The organism is Bacillus sp. USDA818B3_A (assembly GCF_009928415.1).
In the GTDB taxonomy this organism is placed as follows: domain Bacteria; phylum Bacillota; class Bacilli; order Bacillales; family Cytobacillaceae; genus Neobacillus.
Genome location: NZ_JAABNN010000007.1, coordinates 1 through 22,380 on the forward strand (window position 1 = coordinate 1; position 22,380 = coordinate 22,380).

Below are 22,380 nucleotides of genomic sequence, written 5' to 3' on the forward strand. Positions count from 1 at the left end.
TAAAGAAGGTCTAATCTATTAGAACCTCCCTATTTCAATAGGGAGAGGATTCAGTTACCATCCTGTTTCTCCATATAATTAAAATGGAATTTTTTCTAGAAAAATACTAAATTAGAAAAACAGGGGGATTCAAAGTGTATCAATCAAAGCACAAACGGAGAAATACAGTGGCGTTTACTTTCTTATCGTATTTTACGCTCTTTGCCGGGATTATTTTGTTTACGATCGGCCTTTATAATGCGGAACTGGAACTAAATGAAAAGGGTTATTATATTGCGGTGATGCTGTTAATTATTGTGAGATCAATCCTTACGCAAAAAGTGATTAGAGACAATACAGAGGATGACGAGATTATCGCTGAGCAGCAACGCAAATTAGAAAGAAATGAGCAGATATAAATACGAATGAAGAGCTCGTAAAATTAGAAAAAGCGATGCATGAGACGCATCGCTTTTTCTAATTTGTTATTTTAATGGTATCCATATTTCAGAGTAATAATCCGGGCTCCAAGGGTCGCCTGCAGAATAGACTTCTAATTCAGGACCTACGGCATGTTCATATTGACTAGATGGAAACCATTCCGAAAAGATCTGTTTCCAGGCATTCTGCATAGAATCTGGCATTGCCCCGTGAACTTCAAATACTCCCCACTTGGCTGCAGGAATATCAAAGATTTCTAAACCTTCCGGCTGGGGACCCTTATACTCCGCCGCAATCCAATAATACATTAAACCAGGATGCTCCGTCCGTTTATCTACACAGACACCCACAACTCCGTTAATTTCCCCATTATTTAGTTTAAATAACAAGTCATTTGTGCCATCGGCATGAACGTCATCCCACATTTTAGGGATTTCCCGAAGATTCTCGCCATTTTCGCAGGAAAACTCTCGCTTCACTCCAGCAACTTGAAAACTGCCTCGTTCAACAATTCGATAGTTCATCAGTTCTGCTCCCTTCAGACTCTTTTTCCGAGCCCATTCATAATAAATTGAACTGTACGCTCTGTTTCTAATTCATCATCCCACGGGGCATCCGGGAACAGGATATAGCGTGAAAACAAATAGCCCATTATATTGGTAATGACAAGACGTGCTACACTTAATACAGGCATTTCGATTATTTGCCCCTTTTGCTGATACCCTTCAATAATATGTGAAACACGGCCAAATAAGTTTTTGGCAACCAAGTCAATAAATTGTTCTTTTAATTCGGGTTGAAAGGGAATTTCCTGCAGCATGATTTTTACCACAGGGAGCAGTTTCTGTATGACAACCCTGCGGTTCTCGATTGCCGCTCTGAGAAAATCTTCGATACGTTCATACTGCTTGTTTAAGACCTTATCAAAGTCATTTACAATATAGGGGCCGACCACTTTTGCCATGATGGGAACAACGATTGCCATTAATAATTCCTTTTTGGTCTTATAGTGACGGAAAATGGTTCCTTCCGCTACACCGGCTTTTTTAGCGATCTCACTCGTGGAGGTGGAGGCAAACCCTTTCTCGGAAAAGGATTCTATTGCTGCAAGGAGTATTTTCCTTTGCTTTTCAGTTAATTTTTCCTCATCAAACAGCTGCTGAATCAGCATTTCTTCTTGTTCAAACATGGTCTGCTCCTTTAGATTTTTCGGTACTTCTTCAATGCTGCTATATTCAGGATAATAAAAACAAGCGCAAAGCCTAACAAGACAAGCAGGTCATTGATAATATCGCTGAAACCTAAACCTTTATACATAATTGCAACCAATGCATCACCGCCATAATAGAGAGGCATAATTTTGGCAATAATTTGCATCCAGTGTGCCATTCCTTCGAATGGGAAAATCCCTGCAAAAAAGACCTGAGGTACAATCGCAATCGGAATAAATTGCATCATTTGGAATTCGGAATTGGCAAAAGCGGAGAGCAATATTCCCAGCGAAAGGGCAACGAGCGCCAAGCAAAGATTAATAATGACCACATTCCAAAACGAGCCAACGAGCATAATATCTAATACTTTTACTGCATAGACCACAACAATTAGAGTTTGAATGATGGCGAATAAACCATATCCTGAAAGGTAACCAAAAACGATGTCCCTTCTCTGAATCGGTGTAGCCAGCAAACGGTCGAGTGTACCTGTTGTCCGTTCGCGCAGTAAAGCAATACCGGAAATCAGAAAAACAAAGAAGAATACAAAGAAACCGACTAGGATTGGACTTAACTGATCAAAAAAGGTAGTATCTTTATCACCGTAAACGTAGGTCATTTTGATTTTTGGTGCATTGGCTTGCTCTAGAGTTAAGGGTGCCCCTTGCAGCTTACTTTGAATCTCTTGGATGAATTGGTTCATTTCCGCGGATTGTTCTTTCGCGTTTTCCGCAGCTACTGCCTGTTGGACCTTGATTAACAGGGCCTTTGTGGCGGAAGGCTGGTCATTTACTAGTGTTAAATTGATATCATTTTCTTTTACTTCAAGAATTGCATCTAAATCATCATCGTCAATAATTTTATTCCAATCGGATTGGGCATGATATTCTTTTACAATAATATCTTTACTTTTAAGTTGTTTCATAAGCGAAGCTTCTGCTCCGGTAACCGCCATTTTGGGGTCGACCGTATTACTTCCGAGCAAATAATGAAGCAGGGTGAGAATTAATAATGGTGCCACCATCATCAGGGCTAATGCTCGTTTATCGCGGAGCATTTGATGGATAATCCGTTTCACTAAGGCAACAATCCTCATTTATTACCGCCCCCTGCCTTTAAAAATACCTCTTCCAATGTGGCTATGCCGTACTGTTTCTTTAGTTCCTGCGGCGAGCCGCTCGTGATCATTTCCCCATCCCGGACCATGGCAAGAAAATCGCATTTCTCCGCCTCGTCCATCACGTGTGTCGTTACTAAAATAGTTTTGCCTTCTTGCTTTAAGCGCTGTATTTCAGCCCAGATTGATAACCGAAGCTCAGGGTCGATTCCGACGGTAGGTTCATCCAGCACAAGGACTTGCGGGTCATTGATAAGGGCGACGGCTAATGACAGTCTTCGTTTCATTCCGCCAGAATAGTCTTGGACTTTCTTTTTTAAATCAGAGGTTAGGTTGACTAAATTGGCTGCATAGTTGATTCGTTCTTTTTGGATTTCCTTTTTGAGTTTAAAGAGGGAGGCGAAGAAGGCTAAGTTTTCCTCACCGGTCAAATCGGTGTAAAGGGCATCTGCTTGGGCCATATAACCGATTTTTTGCAAAAGCTTTAAGTTAGGGACCTTCGTATTTAAGACCTCTACATTACCTGTAGTGGGGCGGTCCATACCCACGATGATTTTTACCATGGTCGTTTTGCCGGAACCTGAGGGCCCGATTAAGCCATAGATCTGTCCAGGTTCAACAGAAAGATTGACATTACGCAAAACTTCTTTTTTCTCAAAACTTTTACTTACATCTTTTAAGATGATAGATGCTGACATTGATAAGCCCCCTTATGGGAATAAAAATGAGTGATTACTCACTTTTATTATAAAGCCACAAAAGGAATATGGTCAACTGGGTTGAAAAAGTTCATAAATTGGACAGAGAAGGAGCATGAAAAAAGCCCGATTTCCTATGCGGAAATCGAGCTTTTTAATGAATTATTCAGTTACTGGCTTTTTCAAAATACCCAGTAGAACGGCTGAAACAATTGCTCCAATGACAACCGATAACAGGTATAATAACCAGTTGCCGCTGACAAGAGGCATTACGAACACGCCGCCGTGAGGAGCGCGAAGTCCGATATGGAACATCATGGATAATGCACCAGCAACAGCTGAACCAGCCATTACAGAAGGGATTACGCGAAGCGGGTCTGCAGCTGCAAACGGAATCGCACCTTCAGTGATAAAAGATAATCCCATAATGTAGTTTACTTTACCAGCTTCACGATCTTGCTGGCTGAATTTCTTCTTGAATATAGTCGTTGCGATGGCGATACCTAGTGGAGGAACCATACCAGCAGCCATAATGGCAGCCATTGGCTCATACACACCATTTGCTAACAATCCAGTACCGAATACGTATGCTGCCTTATTGATTGGTCCTCCCATATCAAAGGACATCATTGCTCCAAGGATAATTCCAAGTAAAACCGCATTTCCAGTTCCAAGATTGGATAACCAGTGAGAAATTCCTTGGTTTAGAGCACCGACAGGTTTATTAACAACAAATAACATGATAAATCCAGTTAAAGCGATACCTAATAACGGGTATAAAAGGATTGTTTTAATACCTTCTAGAGATGCTGGCATAAAGGTTAATACTTTTTTCAAACCAATTACTAAATAACCAGCCAGGAAACCTGCGATTAATCCGCCTAGGAAACCAGCGCCGCCAGTGTTTGCAAGCATACCGCCAACCATACCTGCTGCGAATCCAGGACGGTCTGCAATACTCATCGCAATGAACCCGGCAAGAACAGGAACCATAAGAGCAAAGGCATTACCGCCGCCGATTGTCATTAGGGCCTCAGCGATTGGGCTATAAGTTGGATCATCCGGCTTGAAGGCATTAAAGCCAAACATGAAACAGATGGCGATTAAGATACCACCGCCAACAACGAATGGAAGCATGTTGGATACACCGTTCATTAAGTGACGATAGATGGTTGCACCCACTCCACGTCCGCCTTGTGAGCCAGCTTCTTTATTAGCAGATCCTGCACCGCCAGCGGCTTGGTAAACAGGAGCATCCTGATTTAATGCTTTTTCAATTAGTTCCTTCGGTTTGCGAATTCCGTTCGCTACCGCTGTTTCAATTACGTGCTTGCCATTGAATCGGGTCATTTCGACGGTTTTATCTGCAGCGACGATAACAGCCACAGCGTTTTCAATTTCTTCCGCTGTCAGAACGTTTTTCGCTCCGCCTGAACCATTAGTTTCGACTTTAATGTCGACACCCATTTCCTTCGCTTTTGCTTTTAAGGAATCAGCAGCCATATACGTGTGAGCAATTCCAGTTGGGCACGCAGTAACGGCCACAATAAACTGACTTTTTCCAGTCATTGACTGTGTTTCTTCTTCCTCTTCTTGATCATTCTTGTTGATGATGGCTAATACTTCATCTTCTGTTTTTGCTGCGAGAAGCTGCTTGCGAACTTCTTCATTTAATAGAATTGTTGATAATCGTGACAACGCTTCTAAGTGAGTGTTGTTCGCACCCTCTGTTGCTGCAATCATAAAGAAAAGGTGAGCAGGCTGGCCGTCAAGAGATTCATAGTTTACGCCGCCAGTTGACCGGCCAAAAGCAATCGCAGCCTGCTTAACCGCTTTTGTTTTTGCATGGGGAATGGCAATTCCCTCACCGATACCAGTTGTGCTTTGCTCTTCTCTTGCGATAATTGCCTTTTTATATTCAGCTTTATCAGCTAATTTACCGGCATTATCTAATACAGTAACTAACTCTTCAACCACATCTAATTTTTGTGTACCTTTTATGTTTAAGTTTATAGTGTTTTTGGTTAAAAGCTCTGTAATCTTCATAGACTTTCTCCTTTAGAATAATTTCGTTTCGAGCTTTACTTGCGGAAGTAAACTTTCAATTTTTTCAGGTGTACATAACCCAATGGAAAAAGCTGTTGCGCTTCCTGAAGCAACACTGAAGCGGAATGCCTCTTCAATCGAATTCGTTTTTGCATAGGTTGCTAGAAAACCAGCTACCATGGAATCGCCCGCACCAACAGAGCTTTTGACTTCTCCTTTTGGAACCGAGGCAATGATGGCCTTTTCTTCATTGATAAGGACCGCACCTTCACCTGCAAGAGAAACGATGACATTTTGTGCCCCTTGCTTAATCAGTTGTCTTCCGTACGGGATGACTTCTTCACAAGTAGATAATTTCGTATCAAAAAGCTCGCCTAGTTCATGATGGTTGGGCTTAATTAAGAAAGGCTGCAGTGGAATGACCTTTTTTAACAAGTCTCCTTCGGCATCAACGACAAATTTAATTCCTTTTTCCTTACAAATCTCAGCAAGCTGTTCGTAGGTGTTTGTTGGCATCGTGGAAGGAATGCTTCCTGCCAAAACAAGGGTATCATCGCTTGTTAGTAGATTAATTTTTTGTTTCAACTCTTCGAAGTTTTCTTCTGTAAGGCTGGGACCGGATGCATTAATTTCCGTTTCTGAATCGGACTTTACCTTTACATTGATTCTTGTATCACCATCGACCCTGACAAAATCAGTGTCAATTTCAAGAGATTTTAAATAGTTGTCAAGATAATCGCCCGTAAAGCCGCCGATAAATCCAAGGGCTTTGTTGGTTATATCTAATCTTTTAAGGACTTGGGATACGTTAATCCCTTTGCCTCCTGGTAATTTTGTTTCTTTTTTCGTTCTGTTTAATCCACCTAAAGTGACTTGTTCTAGTTCAACAATATAATCAACTGATGGATTTAGGGTTAAAGTGTATATCATGAAGTAACCACCTTTATTTTTGTCTTACTGGAATACAATTCCTTCATATCAACGTCCAGCTCATTTGTTAGAATAACCGCTTCGTGAAGGTCAGCAATTTTAGCAAAAGCAATTTCTGAGAATTTGGACTCATCTGCTAGAACATAGACTTCACGAGATAGATTAATCGCCTTTTGTTTAATCATGGCTTCTTCTTGATCTGGAGTAGTAAACCCTAGCTGGGAGTGTATTCCATTTATACCCAAAAAGCATTTATCAAAACGATATTGTTCAAGGCTTTCAAGTGCACCACGGCCAATCATGGCTTTGGTAGTTGGCTTGATATAGCCTCCAATTAAATATGTTTTTATGTTTTTTTCAAGGAGTTCGTTTGTGTGCATGAGACCGTTTGTTACAACCACGATATTAGTGGGAAGGAAAGCAATCATTTCAAAGATGGTGGACCCTGCATCCAAATAAATGCAATCACCTTCTTCTACTAAGTTTCCAGCATATTGAGCGATTTCCCGCTTGGCCTGAAGGTTTCTGGATGATTTTTCAGTCATGCTTGGCTCTTGCAGCTTTCCTTGAAGTCTGGCCGCACCGCCATGGACTCTTTTTAAAAACTTTCCTTCTTCAAGCTGGGTAAGATCACGGCGGATCGTTGACTCAGATGACTGGGTTAATTCCACTAGTTCATGAAGCTTAACGGTGCTCTTTATCTTTAATGCTTCTAAAATCATTTGATGGCGTTCGGGCTCTAACATCGAACTCACCTCCTAAAAACGCTTTCATATTCTATCTGATGGTTATATCATACTTACTTTTTTGATAAAAATCAACCAAAAACAATCAAAAACATTCTTTACCAATCATAAACGTTCACCAGGCATTCATATTTTTTGGGTATATTATTGTAGGAAAATGAAGATTGTTACGTTGCCGTTGTTATTAATCTGCTATAATAAGGTATAGTATTGGGAAATTTTACTTGGAGCTTGATGGCTGTTTCTTTACTAGTTTTGCCTATTAGCATGATAAAAATTTGGGTATTTGGAAAGGAGTCATTGGAGTGTTATCTTTTGAGGAAAAAAAGGCTATTTTTCAATCATTTAAGTTGAAGGAAAAGCAATATGGTAATGGAAAGGTGAGCTTTGTTTATCCTGAAAGTGTTCAAAAGGGGCAGGTGCTGGCCACCCAATTACATCCAAGTGGAAATGGCTACGTGATCGGTAAGTATATGTCAGAGGATACGATAAGGAGGAATGGTTATCAGGTAGATCCGCGCGGTTGGATCTCCATTAAGGTTTTTTCGAAGGAAGAGATTGCTAAGGTAATAACGGAGGCAATAACATCCATGTCTGGCGGTCCTGTTGAGGCCATCCTTCCAGAGGCTGGGGAAGAAGAAAAGCTGGGGAATGAAGCGAGTGAAGACGGTAAGATAGTTGAGGAGTCCCTTGAGGTTCCAGTCAAAATGGAGACTGAGTCCCGGGATCGTCTTGAAAGGGAAGTACCTGAAAAAGCACCAGACAGATCTATAGCAGAGCAAAAGGAAGAGGAGTCTGCTAAACAAGGTACATATGATTATTATCCAGGTTCTGTTTTATTTGCCTGGATGGGGTTAACGCTGTCGACAATGGAATATGGGTATTTGGTCTGGAGGAAGGCTTTTAGGAGTATGTTGGGCTCTGAACCTTTAGTTGTAAGGAATCAAGAAAAGAAACAAGAGTAAATACACAAGCTTTTTTAGCTTGTGTATTTTTTTGCAATAGCTGCTGTTGGGAATATCCTTTTAACAGAAGGGATTTCCTTTATTGCAGTAATGAAGGTCGGTTATTGATGGCAGAAGAAGAAAAGTGTACTTCATCGGGGGCATGAAGAACAATAATTGATTCGGAAGGAGGGAACTGTCCTTCATCAGGGTTATGAAGGACAACAATTGGTATTGATAAATGAAAAGTGTCCTTCATCGGGGGTATGAGGGACAAACATCGATTTCAGTAGAGGGAAAGCGTCCTTCATTTGTAATCGAAAGAGAACAGATTCAACCGAGTCTCACAAAGTTGAAAACTCCTCCCCCGCCAATCTGACAGGAAGTATTTTTCTTACCCAGGCACAAATCAATGCCGCCAAGGGAGACATAAAAACCAAACTGCCCCCGCTGCTTTCACATCCAGCCGACTGGACAGACAAATAATCAACAAGGACCCAGGGTTAATTAATCCAATTACTTTATGCTAAAAAAAGACATCTTTCACTAAAGGGGAAATCTCATGCGCCAAATCACATTATCTAACGGTAAAACGGTGGAAGTGGAATGCTTAAGCTGTGCCCTGACGAGCGGTATGATAGAACCTGATGGAGGAGTAATTGTCGAGACAGACCACTTCCATGCGCATCAGGACGCAGCCTATCCTATAAAGGGACTGGTTATTTTAGCTTCCAAGCGGCATATTTATGGTTTTGATGAATTAACAGAAGACGAGAAAATAGATTATATTAACCTTTTGACAAAAATAAGGAAGGCGCAGCGAGAGGTTCTAGGAATCGAGCATGTATACTATTTTTATAATGAGGATACTTCCCACCATTTTCACACTTGGATGGTTCCCCGCTATGACTGGATGAATGAGTTTGGACGTTCGGTTGAGTCCCTCAGACCGGTTCTGCGCCATGCCAGAAATGAAATGAATGACAAAGAGCACTTGGAAGAAGTATTAAACGCGATTGTTAGGCTAAAAAAGGCATTAGGGGAGCCCTTCTAGAGTGTGGCAATAAAGCAAGAATTACCAGACATTCGAGGCCGAGTGTTTGATCCAAATGATTGACCGATAGGGGGATCATCATAACCATGAAGTTCAAGATAAAAAAAGGGGATTACCCAACATTGGAACAGTGGATAGATTCCGTCCATCAACTGCCAAAAAAGTACTCGACTCTCTTAATTGGAATCGATGGCTGCGGGGGTGCTGGTAAAAGTACGCTAGCTAAAGTTTTATCCGAGAAATGGCCAAATGTCACTGTTGTCCATATGGATGATTTTTATTTTCCAAGTAAGCAAAAGATAAACAAACCGCCGGCCCAAAAGCCGATAGGTGCAGATTGTGATTGGAAGCGTGTCCTAGCACAAGTCATTGAACCGATTAGTAAAGGAAAACAGGCCCGTTATCAGCGCTACGATTGGAATACGGACCAATTAGCCGAGTGGCATGATGTACCAGCTGGAGAAATCGTTATAATTGAGGGCGTCTATTCAACCAGGATGGAACTGGCCAATTATTATGATTTTACCATTTGGATTGACTGCCTGCGTGAAACCCGGCTGGATAGGGGGCTTGCCCGTGATGGGGAAGAGGCACGGGACATGTGGGAGAATAATTGGATGATTGCAGAGGATTATTATTTGGAAAAACATCGTCCGCAGGATCGCGCAAATCTTGTGATTGAATAGGGGGCATATACATGCCCTCCATGGTTATCGTGGTGTTTCTCTAAAAGAAATATGAATGACCTGATTGGTTACAGGATTAAATTCAATATCTACAAATACCCCAAACTCCCCCTTGTCGCCTTTTAACCAAAGCTTGAACTTTTCGGTGGTGGAGTGCGGCCCAGTCACTCGGCCAACATGGAGATAATCGATGATCTTGGCTTTTGGATATCTTTCTTTCGTTTTTTCCATCGCCATTGTACCCCACTTGGCATAGGGAGGAACAGGTTTCTGCTGTGCAGCTGCTTCATGAGGGGACTGTAATTGACCGATATTCAAACTGACGAATGTTATGATTATCATGAATAAAAGTTTTTTCACATTATTACCCCCATTTGCTTATGAGTTGTTTTTTTAGCTTTTCGAATTAAGCCTTAACTTATGTAGGAAATAAATGCCTGAGAGGAACACCGAGGGTGCAATCTTAAAGATAAATAGGGGGCAAGTGGATATATGGATATTCGTTTATTAACTCCTGCGGATGCGGAAAGATACTGGACATTAAGGCTGGAGGCATTAAAAAACCACCCGGAGGCTTTTTTAACCAGTTATGAGGAAGCAATTAACGGGGGAAATGCAATAGAACGCACAGCGCAAAACCTTGCATCAAAAGGAAACTACACCTTTGGTGCAATCGATCAGGCTGACCTAGTCGGAGTTGTGACACTCTGTCAAGAAGAACGAATGAAAATTAAACATCGTGCAAACATATACGCCATGTATGTGGCTCCACACAAAAGGGGATTAGGTGTGGGAAAGAAATTGATGATTGCAGCGATAAATAAAGCAAGGGACATTCAAGATGTCGAGCAAATCAATCTAAACGTAATGGCCAATAATCAAAGGGCTAAACGGCTCTATACCAAGCTCGGCTTTAAAGATTTTGGATATGAGGAGAAAGCTCTTAAAGTAGATGGTGTTTATTATGATGACATATATATGGTTTTACATCTAAAAAAGGATAAGATAGTTCGTGATGAAGAGTAAGAATCTAAACGTTCATTCAGTTTAGATTGAACGTTTTTCCTTTAATTTTAATTTATGAAAGCGCTATCAAATCAACTGGATATGTGGTATAATTATCCAGAGGGGCCGTATGTCACAACTGAATGAACAGGGAAGGGGTCGTTCGAGTATGACGGAAAGCATTTATTCACTTTTGAAAAAAAGAGGGGTAGTTGTACCAGAACATTATATTCAGCCTTTAAATGCACAGTGGGACGCACATCAGCTCTTGAATAATATACCAAATCTTAATAACTATACAGAATATAACCTAAATTCCAAGCGTCTGACAGATGAGCTCGGGCAAGAGTAGGGAAAGGATTTCCACATAGTTACAAAATTTCCTTGTATCACTAACTGAAATAAAGTAAGATAGTACTACGTTCAAAAAGAAAGGGTGCTTTAAGTCTCATGTTTGCCTAGTCCTGATTTTGGGAAAAATTCAGATAATACGAATAAATTCTGGATAGGATTAGTGCGGGCTTTTTTATCATATGGTGAAGTTAACGGAGTTTAATTGCCGTTTTGTGTCCTATAGTGCCTCCTGTCCAGATTATTGGATAAGGAGGTTTTTTAATGGAACAAGCAAATGTAAATACTAAGGTCACAATGGGCGATTTGTTTCGAAATAAAGTTATTCAAACTTTGCTGCTCTCCACGTTTTTCCTGCAAATTGGGATTTGGGTTCGGAATTATTCTATTTTGTTATTTGTGGTAGAAAAAACAAATGAGGACCCTGTGGCTGTCTCGCTTATTTCGGTAGCAGAGTTTGCGCCGATCTTTCTCTTTTCTTTTATTGGCGGTACTTTTGCTGACCGCTGGAGACCGAAATTGACAATGGTTTGGTGTGATTTATTAAGTGCGGTGTCCATTTTTGTGGTGCTTCTCGCTCTTTTCTATGGAGGCTGGAAAGTCATCTTTTTTGCCACCCTTGCATCATCTATTTTATCGCAGTTTTCACAGCCAGCGGGTATGAAGCTTTTTAAACTTCATGTAAAAGAAGAGCTCATCCAAATGGGGATGTCCATTTATCAAACCATTTTCGCTTTGTTTATGATTATTGGTCCGGTGCTTGGAACGTTTGTATACCAGCAGTATGGGATTAATGCAGCGATTGCGATTATGGGGGTAGCCTTTTTCCTTTCAGCCGGTATTCTATTCTTTCTTCCGGCCGACTATGAATTAGAAAAGAACGCCGATGATACGACGTTAGTTCAAGAGATGAAGGCAGGATTTAAATACGTATGGCAAAGCCGGGCGTTAACACTGCTTGGCGGATGTTTTGCTGCGGCAGGATTAGCCCTGGGACTTACGCAGCCGTTAGCTGTTTTTATTGTGACTGAACAGCTTGGTTTGCCGAAGGAGCAGCTGCAATGGTTAATGGCGGCATTTGGAATTGGAATGATCTTAGGCGGCGGCCTTACAGTTGGTTTTGCTAAAAAAATACCGCCTCAGATTTTGCTCGCGATTGGCATGGGAGTAAGTGCCTTGGGCTTTATGGTCATGGGGCTTTCTGATATGTTCTGGTTGACGATGGCAGCTCAATTTATGAGTGGATTATTTCAGCCTTGTGTTCATATCGGTATTAACACCATGATCCTAAAGAATACCGAAGCCGCTTTTATTGGCCGGGTTAATGGAATATTGAATCCGATTTTCATGGGGTGCATGGTGATTACGATGACATCAAGTGGATGGTTGAAAAAGACCTTTTCCCTTGTAGCGATGTATGAAACAACTGCACTGATTTTTGTGATTGGGATCCTTTTCCTCGTTCCACTTTTTAAAGGGAGATCCGTTTTGGAAAAAGGTCAGGAAGTATAAAGATTGTTTTTAATTAGGAGCTTGGGGACCCAAGCTCCTTTTAAGGCTTTATTCAATTAAGTAAAAAAATAATGGGGGCATTCCAAAAATGGATGTTATTGAAAAATCATTACAAGTGGCAGCAAAAGCACATGATAAGCAGCGAAGGAAAGGGAGCGATATCCCCTATATTGTACATCCTGTGGCTGTTGGGATGATGCTGATGAAGGCAGGGTTTAACGATTCCTTAGTGGCAGCTGGTATCCTCCATGATACGGTTGAAGATACCGGCCTTACGCTTAATGACATTGAAAAGGAATTTGGAACTGAAATCACTAAAATCGTGGAGGGCTGCTCTGAACCGGATAAATCACTTTCATGGGATCAGAGGAAGGCTCATACGATTGAATACTTAAAAACTGCTCCAATAGAAATAAGGGCAGTCGCTTGTGCAGACAAACTCCATAATGTTCGTTCCATTACGAACGATTATGGACGGATGGGGGAGGAAATCTGGAGCAGATTTAATGCCGGCAAAGAAAAGCAGGAATGGTATTATACCAATATTGTTAATAGTTTACGGTGTCAGGACTCCTTTCCTCTGATAGAGGAATTAGAAGTAGCGGTACAAAACTTATTTAAGAAATAATGCCTCCTCTATAAACCTAGCAGTAAAGGCTCTAATCATAAATATGGTAAAATAGGAGCATTGGAACTGTTAATGGAGGTTTACGTAGTGATGACATTCTATAAGGTTGTTGTCTGCATTCATATTTTATCCGCAATCATCGGAATGGGACCGGGCTTTATTTTAACAACAGTGGTTAAATCAGGCAGTAATATGACTGAGTTGAGACATTCATATAAGCTTAGACATAAGCTTCATATTTATGTAATGGCAGGCGGAACGCTGCTTCTGGTTACGGGATTAACAATGGGATTTTTAAATCCCAGTCTTTTTCGAATGGGCTGGTATGTGGTAAGTCTTGTTTTATTTTTGGCCGCTCTAGCCATTGGGCCGCTTGTGTTATCGCCAAGATCGAAACCTGTAAAAGAATTACTGTCGTCTCATAAAGGGGAGGAAATACCCGCTGAGTATTGGCAGCTATCAAAAATCTTATTTCGATATGAATACCTAGAAAATATAATCTTCATTATCATCATTGCTCTTATGATCGTAAAACCATTTTAGATGCAGCATCAAATAAAATCAGAGTTAAAGGGGTTGCACAGCAATCTCTTTTTAGTTTAAAGAAACATGTAGAGCGAAGTGGTAATGAAAAATCCTATTTTATGACTAATCTAGGCTTGGCATAGCGTTATCCACTATTTCCGACACGACAGAGGAATTATAACAATTTTAAAAATCTATTTCTCCAATCTTCTGCAAGGGCATCAACTGTCAATATTTTTTCGATTGATGCTTTATCTTGTTTTTGATGAAAAAGAATTTGAGTAGCAAAAGATACGGATATTTCTTTTGAGTGTTTTTCCAAAAGAGTTATTTCCGAATCGGACATAATCGTTCCTTCTTCCAAAACCCTAAAAAAATAACCAGTTAGAGTCGTTTCAATCACATTCTTTAAAAGTTGTTTTTCCTCGTTATAATTGGAGATCGTTACACAAGGTACCCGCCCTTGTGTGATTTGAAGAATACTATCCCCTATTTTGTATATGTCACCAATACAAACCTGTTCTTCCGTCATCCCTGTTGCCGTAATATTTTCCCCAAAAGCAGGCAGGATAAGCTTCCTTTGAAATACCTCTTCCCAATAAGAGTAATGCTCGAAAGGATATAAACATACTACACGGTCAGGTCCCCCGTGAAATTTGTGATTTGCAACATCATCACCAACAATGCAGGATTTTTCTGTCTTAAAGGCTTGTACTGCCGATTTTCCTATTCCAGAGAATTCCTTTTTATTATTCCAATTATATTCCTTCGGTTTTCCGATAGCTAAATTGATAATTTTTCGATTCAATTTGAATTCACCTCACTTCTACAGAACTCTAAAATCAATATGCTAATATTAATTGTATTATACTAGTGCCGTTGAAAAGGCACAATTTTAAAAAAAAACGCTGGGGTCAGAAAAAGGTTAAAGGAATGTTCTAAAACTTTAGAGTAATTTAGCTAAATAAAAACAGCGACAAGTGAAATAAAACTTGTCGCTGTTTTTATTGCATCTGAGTTCCTATAGGGTATTCCAAAAGAGAATGGCTTATCGATGATAAGGACTGTAAAACCTAGAATTGTCTTGCACCAAGATAACGAGATTTCCAGTAAGAGAGATTCATTTCTGAGATTTGGACTCCCGAGGATCCAGCATGAATGAACTTACCATTGCCGACGTAGATTCCCATATGTGATGGACCTTCTTTATATGTCTCGTAATAGACAAAGTCCCCAACGGATAAGGTAGACACAGGTTTCATCATATTCCAGTACCCAGCAACTGTCAGACGGGATACGGATTTTTGTTTGTTAACCACATAATAAATATATCCACTGCAATCAAATCCGCTTGGAGTAGTACCTCCCCATTTGTAGGGGCTGCCAATCACTGCTTTAGCGTCTTGAACTAACTTGTTTTTATTAATGGTGGACACGGCAGCTTTTGCAGTCTTAGGAGCTGGCGCAACAGTTGATGTTACTGTACCACTGCCAACTTTTAATTTCTGGCCTATTTTAATCAGGTCCGATTTCAAACCATTCCACGCTTTTAATTGTGCCACAGTTGTTTTATATTTTTTGGCGATTGATGATAAGCTATCACCAGATTTTACCGTATATACTACTGAAGATGGACTTGTGCTAGTTTTAGCCGCGACCTGGCCTTTCTCAGGTATGTATAAATTCTGGCCTATATAGATTCTATCATTTGATAATTTATTAGCAGTCTTAATCTCTGAAACTGATATATTATATTGTTTAGAATACTTAGATAGAGTATCCCCACTTTTAACTTTTATTGTAGCAGCCATCGCTGTCGTACTATATAAGGATGTCCCGAATACTGAAGCTGTAACGAATGCTATTATTTTCTTTTTCATTTATATCCCCTTGGTTAATATTTTTCTCTATTGATTTTACATACCATTTACAAAAATTGCTATAATTTGTCGAATATCGTAATTTAATTGTAAAGAATCTGTAATATATCTTAATAGGAAAGTTATAATATGAATTTTGGTAAGATGTATATAATTTCTGAAAATTTTCTACTGTCAGTTATTTTTATTGACTAGTAAAAGTTGAAGCTCCTAAAATGAATTAAGTCAGTAGGAGAGGGTGTTATAGATGACAGAAAAAGTTCAAGAAATAAAGGCTGATGGTTCATTTAACCGGCAAAGAAACAGATTTACAACTCCCTTTGGCTGTAATGAGGGAGAATTGCCGATTGAGGCAGGGAGATACAGGCTGTTATGGTCTGAAGTTTGCCCTTGGGCCCACCGGTCTGTTATTGTTCGAAGTCTGCTCGGACTGGAGGAGGTTATCAGTTTAGGGACGGCAAGCCCGATGAGACCGAAATTGCCGCACGTGGATTGGGAATTCTCGTTAGACAAGGAGGGTGTCGATCCTGTATTGGGTATTCGCTATATGAGTGAAATTTATTTGAAAACTGACCCTGATTACCAGGGGAGGCCCACAGTTCCTGTTATCGTAGATGTTAAGGAACAGAAAGTCGTCAATAATGATTATTTTAGGCTAACCAACTATCTGGAAACAGTTTGGGCGCCGTTTCATCGGGAGAATGCCCCCGATTTATATCCTGATCATTTGCGGGCGGAGATTGACCTCCTGAATGATATTATTTTCCATGAGGTGAACAACGGAGTTTATCAGTGCGGTTTTGCCCAGTCGCAAGAAGCTTATGAGCAAGCATATGATACGTTATTTTCTAGATTAGATGAATTAGAAAGAAGGCTTTCTAACCAGCGCTTCTTATTTGGTGATTATATTACAGATGCAGATGTTAGACTGTACGTGACACTCATTCGCTTTGACGCTGCTTATTACTCCGCTTTCAAGGCCAATCGGAATCGAATCGTTGATTTTCCTAATCTATGGGGTTATCTGCAAGATTTATATCAAACGCCAGGCTTTGGGGATACTACGGATTTTGATGCCATTAAAAGGCATTATCACCTATCAAACCATATAGCTAGTAATGATCAGAAGAGTTACCATATCCTTCCGAAGGGCCCTGACCTTTCAGGACTACAATCCCCGCATAACCGGCAGATTTTAAGTAATAAGACAGAAAAGTTTTTAATAAAATGAGGGAAAGAGGAATAGGAGATATGGGGCATATGATCATACGCGATGCTGTTGCGGAGGAAATACCGCTTATTCAGGAACTAAGGCTTCAAGCCTATGAAATTCATGCTGAAAAAATCCCGCAAGGCCATTGGGAGGCATTGAAACAAGCGATCACTTCAGATAGAGATAAAACTTCTGAGATTGAAAGAATTGTAGTGGAATTGGATGGGGAGATTGTAGGCAGTGTGGTTTTATATCCGCCAATGACGGATGCCTATGAAGGAAATGTAGCAGCATTAGATTTTCCTGAGATTCGTATGCTTGCTGTTGCCCCTAAAGCACAAGGTAAAGGGATTGCAAGTGCACTGATCTCTGAATGTATTACCAGGGCCAAAGCAAAAGGCTGTCGGTCAATCGGCTTGCATACAGGAGAATTTATGAAACGGGCAATGAAATTGTACGAACATTTTGGATTTGAACGCATACCTCAGTACGACTTTGAACCTGCTAATGACGGCATCATTGTCAAAGCGTATTGTCTAAGCTTTGATAGAGAAAATCTATAATAAAATTAAATATTTTAATAATTTTGTAAGAAATGTTTTAAAACCCACTTGACACCTCGGAAAAGTCAGAATAAAATGAAGATAATTCAAGCCCAAAAAATAACAAAAAAGGTAAAGCTGATTGGTCAACCAAAGGCTTATACTCCCTCGCATGAGAGTATAAGCCTTTTTTTGTCAAAAGAGAGGAGAGATCAGTAAATGACGTATCCAATTAGTAAGTGTAGTCCACATTGTTGCCGTTCAGTTGACACCATAAAATTTTTTAATTATAAAACCAAGTATTCTGATGTGATATCGATAATTTAAAAAAGGGAGTGGCCTGATGGCAGCGTTAGATCAAGAGAGAACAAGAGTGATTTTAGAGGCATTAAAGAATATTGAGTATGGATCCGTAACCATAACGATTCATGATGGGGCAGTCACACAAATAGATAAGACGGAAAAAAACCGATTCGAATCAAGACGAAATACTATAAAAAGTCAAAGAGCATAAGATCAGCCGATCAGACCACTGAAGGCTGCTTAATTTTACATAGCTTAAAGAATGAAGCCGCATATTCGTTCTTAGGTATGAAAAAAATTAGGCAGCTTTTTTTATACCTAAAAGGGGGAATCAAAATGAAACATTTATACAAATTTACATTGGTACTTACGTTAATGGCACTGATTTTAGCCGGTTGCAGCAGCACGGAAAAATCCAGCACACAAACAACGAAAAAAGCGGATACCACAAGTGAAGACACAACGAAAAAGAAAGATCCGGTTCAGTTATTAAACGTATCATATGATCCGACAAGAGAACTTTATGAAGAGTATAATAAGGAATTCGCAAAGTACTGGGAAGAGAAAGAAGGCCAGCAGGTAACCATTCAACAGTCACATGGCGGTTCAGGCAAACAAGGGCGTGCCGTTATTGATGGCCTGGAAGCCGATGTTGTGACGCTGGCATTGGCTTATGATATTGACGAAATTGCTGAAAAAGGTCAGTTGCTTTCTACCGATTGGCAGAAGAAATTAGATGATAATTCCACTCCTTATACTTCTACTATTGTTTTCTTAGTAAGGAAAGGGAATCCAAAAGGGATCAAAGATTGGGATGATTTAACGAAAAAAGGAGTGTCGGTCATTACTCCGAATCCAAAAACATCCGGCGGAGCGAGATGGAATTACTTAGCCGCTTGGGCCTATGCACAGGAAAAGTACAATAACGATGAAACGAAAACCAAAGACTTTATGAGCAAACTATATAAAAACGTTGAAGTATTAGATTCAGGTGCACGCGGAGCTACGACAACCTTTGTAGAGCGCGGTATTGGTGATGTTTTAATAGCTTGGGAGAATGAAGCCTATCTAACATTGAATGAACTAGGAAAAGACAAGTTTGAGGTGGTAAATCCATCACTTAGTATTCTTGCCGAACCGCCTGTAGCAGTTGTTGATAAGGTAGTAGATAAGAAAGCTACGGCAGAGGTAGCTAAGGCTTATCTTGAATATTTATATTCTGATGTAGGACAGGAAATTATTGCAAAGAACTACTATCGCCCGCGTAACGAAGAAATCTTGAAAAAATATGCAGATGTCTTCCCGGAAATTAAAATGGTCACCATTGATGATTATTTCGGCGGCTGGAAAAAGGCGCAGGAAACACATTTTAATGATGGCGGGACATTCGACGAAATCTATCAGCCAAAATAAGAAAAGCGGAAGGCGCCTGGAGCCGGACATTTATTCAATGCAAATTTTATACTATTTATCTTTATGAATAGGGAGCATTCGTGCTCCCTATGTATCTAAATTGGAAGGGGTCAACCTCATGGGTCTTTTAAAAAAGAGAAATGGCGTACTGCCGGGTTTCGGCTTATCGCTGGGATTTACAATGACCTATATTAGTATTCTGGTAATCTTACCATTATCAATGATTTTTATAAATTCAGCGTCCGCGCCTTGGGAAAAAATTTGGCAGACCATTTCGGAGCCAAGGGTCGTTGCGTCTTATAAATTAAGTATCGGTGCCTCGCTAATGGCGGCAGCGATTAATGTTATTGTTGGGGTCTTAATCGCTTGGGTCCTAGTCCGCTATCGATTTCCAGGCAAACGCATTATTGATGGGCTCGTAGACCTGCCGTTTGCCTTGCCAACAGCAATAGCAGGGATTGCCTTAACCACTTTGTATACAGAAAATGGCTGGGTAGGACAATTCTTAAGCTTCAAAGTAGCTTTTACATCCCTTGGCATTACTGTCGCTTTAATGTTTATCGGCCTGCCTTTTGTTGTTCGAACGGTACAGCCTGTCTTACAGAACGTGGATAAAGAAGTGGAAGAGGCATCCGCCAGTTTAGGGGCAAATCGTCTTCAGGCCTTTGTGAAAGTGGTCTTTCCTGAATTGCTTCCTGCCGCACTAACGGGTTTTGCCTTAGCTTTTGCCAGGTCACTTGGTGAATATGGCTCTGTGGTGTTTATTGCCGGAAACATGCCGATGAAAACAGAAATTACCCCGCTGTTAATTATGACGAAGCTGGAACAATACGATTATTCGGGAGCGACCGCCATCGCTGCTGTTATGCTGATCTTTTCCTTTTTGATGCTTCTAGTCATTAATTTATTACAATGGTGGACCAATCGGAAATTTATTTAGATGAATGGGGTGTAGATCATGTCGGGACATGTTTCATTGCAGTACTCAAATCCACAGATACAGAAATCCAAAAAAGAAAGTGAGCCGCGCTGGGTTCGTTATTTGTTAATTACATTAGCGGTTGGCTTTTTAGGGTTATTTCTGGTTTTGCCGCTCGCTGCTATTTTTATCAAAGCCTTTGACAAGGGGAGTGCCGTGTTTTTTGAAGCAATCACTAATCCGGATGCTTTAGCAGCTATAAAATTAACGATGATTGTAGCCCTTATAGCTGTTCCCCTTAATGCGATGTTTGGTGTTGCGGCAGCATGGGCCATCACTAAGTTTCAGTTTAAAGGAAAAAGTTTGCTGATTACGATTATTGATCTGCCGTTTGCGATCTCCCCAGTTATTGCAGGACTTGTGTTTGTTTTGTTATTCAGCAGTCACGGGTTATTTGGACCATGGCTGCAGGCGCATGATATTAAAATTATCTTTGCGGTTCCTGGGATTGTGATGGCTACTTTATTAATTACCCTGCCATTTGTGGCAAGAGAGTTAATTCCGTTGATGCAGACGCAGGGGACATCCGATGAAGAGGCCTCCATGACGCTTGGTGCAAGCGGCTGGAAAACATTTTGGCTGGTAACATTACCTAATATAAAGTGGGGACTATTATATGGAGTGATTCTCTGCACGGCCCGTGCCATTGGAGAATTCGGTGCGGTATCTGTTGTTTCCGGACATATACGCGGGATGACTAATACGATGCCGCTTCATATTGAAATTTTATATAATGAATATCAATTCTCAGCGGCTTTTGCGGTCGCATCGTTAATGTCATTGTTCGCTATTATTACCTTGATCGTAAAAAATATCATTGAATGGAAAGCAAACAAATCCATGGTACCTGAAGAGGGGGAGGCCTAATATGAGCATTCAAATTAAAAACATCTCTAAATCGTTCGGGAACTTTCAGGCCCTTGAACAGATTGATCTGAATATACAAACAGGTGAACTGGTTGCCCTCCTGGGCCCTTCAGGTTCTGGGAAAACTTCTTTATTACGGATCATTGCAGGACTTGAAGATGCGAGTCAGGGAGTGATTTTGTTTGGGGATGAGGATATCACTCTGTTGAGCGCAAAGGAACGTAAGGTGGGCTTTGTTTTTCAACATTATGCGTTATTTCGACATATGACCGTTTTTGACAACATTGCCTATGGCTTAAAGGTCCGCCCGCGAAAAGATCGTCCCTCTAAAAGCGAGATTAAGGAAAAGGTGACTGAATTATTAAAGCTAGTGAAACTTGAGGCATTTGCTAATCGGTATCCTTCCCATTTATCCGGCGGACAACGGCAGCGGGTGGCGCTGGCACGAGCTTTAGCTGTGGAGCCAAAAGTCCTTTTATTGGATGAGCCATTCGGGGCTTTGGATGCGAAGGTAAGAAAAGATCTCCGCCGCTGGCTTAGAAGGCTTCATAATGATTACCAGATTACGAGTATCTTTGTGACCCATGACCAGGAGGAGGCGCTGGATGTAGCCGACCGGATTGTTGTGATGAATGAAGGGAAGATTGAACAGATTGGAACACCGGAGGAAGTTTATGAACATCCGAACAGCCCGTTTGTCTATCACTTTTTAGGGAATGTGAACTTATTTAAGGGCCGTTTGCACAATGGTAAATTACAACATGGGGAGTTCCAGGTGGATGCACCTGAATTTGACCAGTCTGTAAGTGCGGAAGCCGTCGGGTATGCGAGGCCGCATGATATAAGTATTAAACGAGATTACAGTCAGGATTACGCGGCCGCTAAAGTCAGTTATATCCATCAAATTGGAGCGGTGGTTCAGATTGAACTGATTCGCAAGGATACAGGTGACTTTTTAGAAGCTGAAATAACCAAAGAATATCTCCGAAGCCTCGACCTTCAAACAGGTGAAGAAGTCTATGTCAAACCCAAGCAATTAAAGGTGTTCATTCCAGACGATTATTCGATCTAAGAATAAAAAGGCACAAGAAAAGACGAATGAATCGGCATTCGTCTTTTCTTTATTGCTAATTCCAGCGTCTAGGTTCAAGAGGATCCGCACTTATCGGTTGGGGGATCAGGTTAAGCACCCGAGCTGATAAATAGACGGAAAAATTCCGCTTAATTGGTAATTATTATTAAAAAAGGTTTAAATAGACGGAGAGATTCCGCCTATTGGATCGAAAAGTTTGAAAATGGTAGATTTTTCT

The 22,380-nt window shown here is 40.7% G+C and carries 26 protein-coding genes and 1 pseudogene; 17 read left to right on the forward strand and 10 right to left on the reverse strand.

The features are described 5' to 3' along the window. The first annotated feature begins 134 nt into the window (after positions 1-134). On the forward strand, positions 135-398 hold the full coding sequence (locus GXK58_RS13945; protein ID WP_160723765.1) for a YiaA/YiaB family inner membrane protein: 264 nt from the start codon (positions 135-137) through the stop codon (positions 396-398). A 66-nt stretch (positions 399-464) separates the two neighbouring features. Here GXK58_RS13945 and GXK58_RS13950 read toward each other — a convergent pair whose 3' ends face one another. The 7 genes from GXK58_RS13950 to GXK58_RS13980 all read right to left on the reverse strand — a co-directional run bounded on the left by GXK58_RS13950 (position 465) and on the right by GXK58_RS13980 (position 7,168). After that, positions 465-944 carry a GyrI-like domain-containing protein gene (locus tag GXK58_RS13950; protein ID WP_160723766.1) on the reverse strand — a complete coding sequence of 160 codons (480 nt, stop codon included), beginning with the start codon at positions 942-944 and terminating at the stop codon, positions 465-467. 14 nt (positions 945-958) lie between these two features. After that, a complete protein-coding gene (locus tag GXK58_RS13955; protein ID WP_160723767.1) occupies positions 959-1,609 on the reverse strand; it encodes a TetR/AcrR family transcriptional regulator in 651 nt (216 codons plus the stop codon). 11 nt (positions 1,610-1,620) lie between these two features. Beyond that, positions 1,621-2,727: an ABC transporter permease gene (locus GXK58_RS13960; protein WP_160723768.1), complete on the reverse strand. Its 1,107-nt coding sequence runs from the start codon at positions 2,725-2,727 to the stop codon at positions 1,621-1,623. Next, a complete protein-coding gene (locus tag GXK58_RS13965; protein WP_160723769.1) occupies positions 2,724-3,446 on the reverse strand; it encodes an ABC transporter ATP-binding protein in 723 nt (240 codons plus the stop codon). The genes GXK58_RS13960 and GXK58_RS13965 overlap by 4 nt, the downstream gene beginning before the upstream one ends. A 162-nt stretch (positions 3,447-3,608) precedes the next feature. After that, on the reverse strand, positions 3,609-5,492 hold the full coding sequence (locus tag GXK58_RS13970; RefSeq protein WP_160723770.1) for a PTS fructose transporter subunit IIABC: 1,884 nt from the start codon (positions 5,490-5,492) through the stop codon (positions 3,609-3,611). 12 nt (positions 5,493-5,504) lie between these two features. Then, positions 5,505-6,422: a 1-phosphofructokinase gene (pfkB, locus tag GXK58_RS13975; RefSeq protein ID WP_160723771.1), complete on the reverse strand. Its 918-nt coding sequence runs from the start codon at positions 6,420-6,422 to the stop codon at positions 5,505-5,507. After that, on the reverse strand, positions 6,419-7,168 hold the full coding sequence (locus GXK58_RS13980) for a DeoR/GlpR family DNA-binding transcription regulator (protein ID WP_160723772.1): 750 nt from the start codon (positions 7,166-7,168) through the stop codon (positions 6,419-6,421). Before GXK58_RS13980 ends, pfkB begins: the two co-directional genes overlap by 4 nt. A 305-nt stretch (positions 7,169-7,473) precedes the next feature. Here GXK58_RS13980 and GXK58_RS13985 point away from each other — a divergent pair, with 305 nt between their 5' ends. The 4 genes and pseudogenes from GXK58_RS13985 (at position 7,474) to GXK58_RS14000 (ending at position 9,852) form a co-directional block, all read left to right on the forward strand. Continuing rightward, positions 7,474-8,133, forward strand: a complete 660-nt coding sequence (locus GXK58_RS13985; RefSeq protein WP_160723773.1) for a hypothetical protein — start codon at positions 7,474-7,476, stop codon at positions 8,131-8,133. Between the two features lie 342 nt (positions 8,134-8,475). Beyond that, positions 8,476-8,598: pseudogene (locus tag GXK58_RS27280) on the forward strand (pentapeptide repeat-containing protein); the annotation flags it as partial. 76 nt (positions 8,599-8,674) lie between these two features. Continuing rightward, entirely contained in the window at positions 8,675-9,166 is a 492-nt protein-coding gene (locus tag GXK58_RS13995) for an HIT family protein (RefSeq protein WP_160723774.1), read from the forward strand. An 86-nt stretch (positions 9,167-9,252) separates the two neighbouring features. Further along, positions 9,253-9,852 carry a uridine kinase family protein gene (locus tag GXK58_RS14000; protein WP_160723775.1) on the forward strand — a complete coding sequence of 200 codons (600 nt, stop codon included), beginning with the start codon at positions 9,253-9,255 and terminating at the stop codon, positions 9,850-9,852. A 24-nt stretch (positions 9,853-9,876) separates the two neighbouring features. Here the strand turns inward: GXK58_RS14000 and GXK58_RS14005 are convergent, their stop codons facing one another. Continuing rightward, positions 9,877-10,212 carry a YqzG/YhdC family protein gene (locus GXK58_RS14005; RefSeq protein WP_237389673.1) on the reverse strand — a complete coding sequence of 112 codons (336 nt, stop codon included), beginning with the start codon at positions 10,210-10,212 and terminating at the stop codon, positions 9,877-9,879. A 132-nt stretch (positions 10,213-10,344) separates the two neighbouring features. Here GXK58_RS14005 and GXK58_RS14010 point away from each other — a divergent pair, with 132 nt between their 5' ends. The 5 genes from GXK58_RS14010 (at position 10,345) to GXK58_RS14030 (ending at position 13,891) form a co-directional block, all read left to right on the forward strand. Then, the gene (locus tag GXK58_RS14010; protein ID WP_160723776.1) at positions 10,345-10,878 is read left to right on the forward strand and encodes a GNAT family N-acetyltransferase; all 534 of its coding nucleotides are present in this window, start codon (positions 10,345-10,347) and stop codon (positions 10,876-10,878) included. 148 nt (positions 10,879-11,026) lie between these two features. Continuing rightward, positions 11,027-11,209, forward strand: coding sequence for a hypothetical protein (locus GXK58_RS14015; protein ID WP_160723777.1), 183 nt, complete (start codon positions 11,027-11,029; stop codon positions 11,207-11,209). A gap of 263 nt (positions 11,210-11,472) precedes the next feature. Then, the gene (locus tag GXK58_RS14020; RefSeq protein ID WP_160723778.1) at positions 11,473-12,720 is read left to right on the forward strand and encodes an MFS transporter; all 1,248 of its coding nucleotides are present in this window, start codon (positions 11,473-11,475) and stop codon (positions 12,718-12,720) included. Between the two features lie 88 nt (positions 12,721-12,808). Then, positions 12,809-13,348, forward strand: a complete 540-nt coding sequence (locus tag GXK58_RS14025; protein WP_160723779.1) for an HD domain-containing protein — start codon at positions 12,809-12,811, stop codon at positions 13,346-13,348. A gap of 90 nt (positions 13,349-13,438) precedes the next feature. Then, on the forward strand, positions 13,439-13,891 hold the full coding sequence (locus tag GXK58_RS14030; RefSeq protein WP_202171371.1) for a DUF2269 family protein: 453 nt from the start codon (positions 13,439-13,441) through the stop codon (positions 13,889-13,891). A gap of 157 nt (positions 13,892-14,048) precedes the next feature. On the opposite strand, the gene GXK58_RS14035 is transcribed toward GXK58_RS14030, so the two are convergent. Both GXK58_RS14035 and GXK58_RS14040 read right to left on the reverse strand, forming a co-directional pair. Continuing rightward, complete coding sequence (locus tag GXK58_RS14035) at positions 14,049-14,681, reverse strand: MOSC domain-containing protein (RefSeq protein WP_160723781.1); 633 nt, start codon at positions 14,679-14,681, stop codon at positions 14,049-14,051. A gap of 265 nt (positions 14,682-14,946) precedes the next feature. After that, on the reverse strand, positions 14,947-15,753 hold the full coding sequence (locus GXK58_RS14040) for a C40 family peptidase (protein ID WP_160723782.1): 807 nt from the start codon (positions 15,751-15,753) through the stop codon (positions 14,947-14,949). 247 nt (positions 15,754-16,000) lie between these two features. Here GXK58_RS14040 and GXK58_RS14045 point away from each other — a divergent pair, with 247 nt between their 5' ends. The 7 genes from GXK58_RS14045 to GXK58_RS14075 all read left to right on the forward strand — a co-directional run bounded on the left by GXK58_RS14045 (position 16,001) and on the right by GXK58_RS14075 (position 22,142). Next, a complete protein-coding gene (locus GXK58_RS14045) occupies positions 16,001-16,984 on the forward strand; it encodes a glutathione S-transferase family protein (protein ID WP_160723783.1) in 984 nt (327 codons plus the stop codon). A 29-nt stretch (positions 16,985-17,013) separates the two neighbouring features. Beyond that, positions 17,014-17,529, forward strand: coding sequence for a GNAT family N-acetyltransferase (locus GXK58_RS14050; RefSeq protein WP_160723784.1), 516 nt, complete (start codon positions 17,014-17,016; stop codon positions 17,527-17,529). Positions 17,530-17,851: 322 nt separating this feature from the next. Next, the gene (locus GXK58_RS14055) at positions 17,852-18,022 is read left to right on the forward strand and encodes a YezD family protein (RefSeq protein WP_160723785.1); all 171 of its coding nucleotides are present in this window, start codon (positions 17,852-17,854) and stop codon (positions 18,020-18,022) included. Positions 18,023-18,147: 125 nt separating this feature from the next. After that, on the forward strand, positions 18,148-19,224 hold the full coding sequence (locus GXK58_RS14060; RefSeq protein WP_160723786.1) for a sulfate ABC transporter substrate-binding protein: 1,077 nt from the start codon (positions 18,148-18,150) through the stop codon (positions 19,222-19,224). Between the two features lie 118 nt (positions 19,225-19,342). Next, the gene (gene cysT / locus GXK58_RS14065) at positions 19,343-20,164 is read left to right on the forward strand and encodes a sulfate ABC transporter permease subunit CysT (protein WP_160723787.1); all 822 of its coding nucleotides are present in this window, start codon (positions 19,343-19,345) and stop codon (positions 20,162-20,164) included. 18 nt (positions 20,165-20,182) lie between these two features. Continuing rightward, complete coding sequence (cysW, locus tag GXK58_RS14070) at positions 20,183-21,070, forward strand: sulfate ABC transporter permease subunit CysW (RefSeq protein ID WP_160723788.1); 888 nt, start codon at positions 20,183-20,185, stop codon at positions 21,068-21,070. A gap of 1 nt (position 21,071) precedes the next feature. After that, positions 21,072-22,142: a sulfate/molybdate ABC transporter ATP-binding protein gene (locus tag GXK58_RS14075; RefSeq protein WP_160723789.1), complete on the forward strand. Its 1,071-nt coding sequence runs from the start codon at positions 21,072-21,074 to the stop codon at positions 22,140-22,142. Positions 22,143-22,380 lie beyond the last annotated feature (238 nt).